This window comes from bacterium (assembly GCA_020440705.1).
In the GTDB taxonomy this organism is placed as follows: domain Bacteria; phylum Krumholzibacteriota; class Krumholzibacteriia; order LZORAL124-64-63; family LZORAL124-64-63; genus JAGRNP01.
Genome location: JAGRNP010000197.1, coordinates 1 through 4,399 on the forward strand (window position 1 = coordinate 1; position 4,399 = coordinate 4,399).

Annotated in this window: 2 protein-coding genes; one reads left to right on the forward strand and one right to left on the reverse strand. The window is 72.2% G+C overall.

What is annotated here, in order from left to right:
• A partial coding sequence (locus tag KDM41_17385; protein ID MCB1185196.1) for an acyltransferase occupies positions 1-1,082 on the forward strand: 1,082 nt, incomplete at its 5' end.
• 22 nt (positions 1,083-1,104) lie between these two features.
• Here the strand turns inward: KDM41_17385 and KDM41_17390 are convergent.
• Positions 1,105-4,137, reverse strand: a complete 3,033-nt coding sequence (locus KDM41_17390) for a hypothetical protein (GenBank protein MCB1185197.1) — start codon at positions 4,135-4,137, stop codon at positions 1,105-1,107.
• Positions 4,138-4,399: the final 262 nt, after the last annotated feature.

A 4,399-nucleotide genomic window follows, 5' to 3' on the forward strand; every position in this document is an offset into this window, starting at 1 on the left:
CCCGGATCCGGGAACTGGACGGGCTGCGCGGCGTCGCGATCCTGCTCGTCATCGGCTTCCACTACCTCCACGTCCAGGCGCAGCCCGGTGCTGCGCCTGGTCTCGTCCAGGCCGGCGCCCTGTTCCGCTGGGGCTGGGGCGGCGTCGACCTCTTCTTCGTGCTCTCGGGTTTCCTCATCACCGGCATCCTGCTCGACCACCGCGACGGCGCGCGCTACTGGCGGCCCTTCTACCTGCGCCGGGCGTGCCGGATCGTGCCGCTCTATTTCCTGGTGATCGCGCTCTTCGTGGCGCTGGCGCCGTGGGGCCGCGCGGCCCTGCCCTGGCTCTTCGCCGACGCGCGGCCCCTGTGGTCTTACCTCACCTTCACCCAGAACCTGCTCATGCACGACGCCGGCTTCGGCGCCAACTGGCTGGGCGTGACCTGGTCGCTGGCCATCGAGGAGCAGTTCTACCTCGTGGTGCCGCTGCTGGTGCGCGTGCTGCCGCGGCGGGCGCTCACGGCGGTGTTCGTGGTGGGGATCGTGGCGGCGCCCGGGCTGCGCCTGCTCGTGGGGAACCTGGGTGCCTACGTGTTCCCGTTCACGCGGGGCGACGCGATCCTGGCCGGCGGGCTGCTGGCCCTGCTCGTGCGCACGCCGGGGGCCTGGGCGTGGGTGCGGGCGCGGGCCGGGGGCCTGGCCTGGCTGTTCGTGCCGGCGCTGGCGGCGGGCGTGGTGCTGTGGCGGAAGAACGCCGGCGTGGGCGACCCGTGGCTGCACGCGGTCTTCGCGGGGGCGGCGCTGGTCGCGGTGGCCCTGCCGCTGGCGCTGCCGGCGGGCCTGCTGCACCGGGTGCTCCGGCATCGGGTGCTCGTGTGGTGGGGGCTGCGCTCATACGCGGTGTATCTGCTGCACCAGCCGGTGGCCGGCCTGCTGCACGGCCTGCTGCGCGGCGAGCCGGTGCCCGTGTTCCACGGCTGGGAGGGAAGCGGCGTCACGCTGCTGGCCCTCGCCGTGACGGCCCTGCTGGCGGAGATCTCGTACCGGTTCTTCGAGGGGCCGCTCCTGGCCTGGGGACGCCGGCGGGGGCGGTGGACCTGACCACCACCCCCGCGCGCGGCGGCTACTTGAGCAGCGCCACCTTGCCCACCTTCACCTCGGCCCCCGAGCGCACTTCGTAGAAGTACACCCCCGAGGCGACCGCGCGGCCGGCGTCGTCGCGGCCGAGCCAGGCGACCTGGCCGGTGGCCGGCGCCGGGCCGTCGTGCAGCACGCGCACCAGGGCGCCGCGGAGGTCGTACACCTTCACCTGGAGGTCGCCGTCGCGGGCGCGGGTCCAGGAGATGGTGGTGCGGGGGTTGAAGGGGGTGGGGGCGGCCGAGGCCGTGAAACGGACGGCTTCCGGCACCGGGGCGGGCACGCCGCCGGGCGTGACACCGAAGGCGTTGATGATCTCCTGCAGCACGGCTGCGGCGCGGGTCAGGCCCGACTGGGTGCCGCCCTGCGGGTAGGTGATGCGCGAGAGGTCGTAGGGCAGCGAGACGATCTGGTTGCCGTCGCCGTCGACGTTCAGGGTGGCGGCGCTGTAGGCGAAGAGACCCGGCGTGCCGGACGGATCGGTGAACTCGGCCAGGCGCAGGGCGCCGGCGCGCGGGGTCACCGCGTCGAAGCGGCGGATGGTCGGGCAACTGCCGTAGGCGTACCAGTCGGCCACGTTCTGGAAGACCGCATTGCCGTCGAGGGGAAGAACGAGGGGTGCCACCTGGCCGCCCAGCAGGGGGCGCAGGTCGTCGGTGACGAGATCGACGCCCATGAAGTCGTCGCGGAAGGTCGCGGCCGCCGCCGAAGTCCCGCTCAGGCTCGCGACCAGGTCGTCGCCGCAGACCAGGAGGTGGCGGTTGCCCGCGGCGAGCCAGGTCTGCAGGGCGGCGATGTCGGCGTCGGTGAGCGTGTTCTCGTCCAGATCGTCGGCCGTGTAGAGAATGACCGAGTAGCCGTCGAGGGACGGGCCGGCGGTGCGGTCGCCGATGCCGTTGTCCACGCCGAGGTGCGGGGCGCGGGTCTCGTAGATGTCGAGTGTCGGTCCGTCGAGTTCGATCTGGCGCAGGGCCGTCTCCCAGGCCGCGTCGCCGCCGCGGCCGGGGGCGTCGTTCCAGAAGAGGACGTCCGGCGTGTACGGGAATCCGGGCACGTCTTCCGCGAGGGAGGGCAGGGCGCGCATCACGAAGCGGCGGTCGTAGGCCGGCGGGGAACCGAAGTCCCCGAAGCCGGTCAGGTCCCGTGGCAGCACGGCCGTGCGCACGTCGCCGCCGGCCTCGTCGCTGGCCGTGATGTAGTAGTGGAGGACGTCGCCCGGAAAGAGGGTGCCCGTGTCGGGAAGGTCGAAAGCCCAGCGCTCGGGGTCGACGGTGCCGTTCAGGTTCGTCGCCGGCTTGCCGGCCACCACGCCGCTCGTCGGCGTGGTGCGGTAGGCGTCGAAAAGCGGGTTGGCCGCGATGACGTAGTGCATCGCGGGCGAGCCGGTCAGGACGGCGCCCGCCCGCACCGGCACCACCCTGACGACCACCGAATCGCCGGGGTCGCCGGTGAAGAACCCACCGCGAATGATGGCCCGGGCCACGTCGAAGCGCACGCTGAGGGCGCCGGGGGCGGCCATGTCGATGGTGTCGGCGGCGGGGAATGCGCTCTGGGCGAGATCCGCCTCGGAGGCCACGAGGGCGGGCCCGTCGTGGTCGTAGACCTTCACCGCCACGTTGTCGAAGTAGGGGGCCGGCGTGGCGTCGTGGCCGGTGAAACCCCAGTACGGGCCGAGGTGGTTGACGGCCAGGTTCAGCTGGACCTGGTCGCGGCCCGGCGCCATGAGATCGGTCACGTCGTTCTCGACGCGGAGGTAGTCGGGCCCGCCGTAGTAGGCGAAGCTGCGGCCGAGGAAGCCCTGGTCCTCGATGTCCTGGAAGCCGTTGCCGGCCGAGTTGTCGGTGTCGGCCGAGCGCACGTCCCAGCTGAAGAAGACGCCGGGAGAATCGCCGGTGAGCTCCTCGTGGCGGTACACGTCGAAGGCGATCACGATGCCGTCGGCGGCGGCGGCGGGCCAGTCCATCACCGGGGAGAGGATCTCGGTGTGGACGCGCAGGCTTCCGTCCAAGCCGTTGGTGGTGTTGACGACGTAGCCGCCGGGTCCGTAGCACCAGGTGACGCAGGGGGATCCGCCGGTGCCGGGCACCACGACGCCGTCGTCGATGAAGGCCACCTGCCACGTCGCGTTCTGGGCGCAGGGGTCCTCGTCGGCCAGGTTCTGCCAGCGCTTGGCGAAGTTGCCGGCCCCGGGGCGCGGGATGGGCGTCCAGTCGCCGAAGGTGCCGTCCTGGAAGTCGGTGAAGCCGGTGATGTCGGGGTGGCCGGCCTGGGAGACGGTGTAGGCGAGGTCGTCGATGCGCGCCGCGTAGTCGCTGGGCCAGAGGCAGTCCGCCGAGGAGAAGCCCCCGTCCGAGCGGAAGCGGAAGACGAGCCGCACGGCGCCGTCTTCGTACTCGGCCGGCAGCACGCTGAAGGTCTCGTCGATGACGCTGTCGCCATGGCTGATGGCCCAGCTTTCCCACTGCTTGACCGTTGTCCATTCGGCCAGGGGACCACCCGCGATGGTCAGGTAGGCGTAGTCGTAGCCCGGCTCGGAATTCATCTGGATGCCGCCCTGGATCACGACCGTGGCGGCCACCGCGGGGTCGGCCACCGGCACGCGCAGTTCGAACAGGTCGTCCCAGGCGTTGCCGTAGCCGCCGATCGTGTCGCCCGGCCCACAGGCCGGAATCGTGGGGTCGAAGCAGATGGCGGCCAGATCGAAGGGGTCGGGGCGCGCGAAGCTGCTCACCTGCCAGTGGTTGACGGTGCCCCCGGTGACGTCGCGGGAGGTCCAGCCGTTCCAGCCGGCCTCGAAGTCGCCCAGGTAGGGGGCGCCCGCGCCGGTCGGGCCCATGAGGAGGATGGTGTCGCCGGCAGCCTTGGCACCGCCGGCCGGGCCCCCGTGAATCGTCGGGTCGCTGCGGACGGGCGTGCGCTGCGGCGCCGCGTCGCGGGAAGGCTCCCGGGCCGTGGTGGCGCCGGCGATCAGCAGGAAGACGGCGACGATCGCCGCCAGGAGCGAGGTGCGCTGCGACATGTATTCCCCCCTGGGTCGCGCAGCGGAGCCGGTCGAGCGGAAGTCGACGCGGGCGAACGCGTTCCGCCGCACGGAGGCGGCGGCATCGGCAGGCTCCACTGGTCGGGACAAGTGTACCACATCCGGGCGGCCGTCGGGCGAACAGGGCCGGGGCGGGTTGATGCCGCCCAGCCGGACCGGTATACTCATGTCTGTAGCTACGGACTCGCTTCGCCCGGGTCAAGGGGGACCTCATGTCGACTCGTTCGCTGCGCCTCGCCAC

Coding starts and splice junctions, on each gene's coding strand:
- KDM41_17390 (MCB1185197.1), bottom strand. CDS start 4,137: ATGTCGCAGCGCACCTCGCTCCTGGCGGCGATCGTCGCCGTCTTCCTG.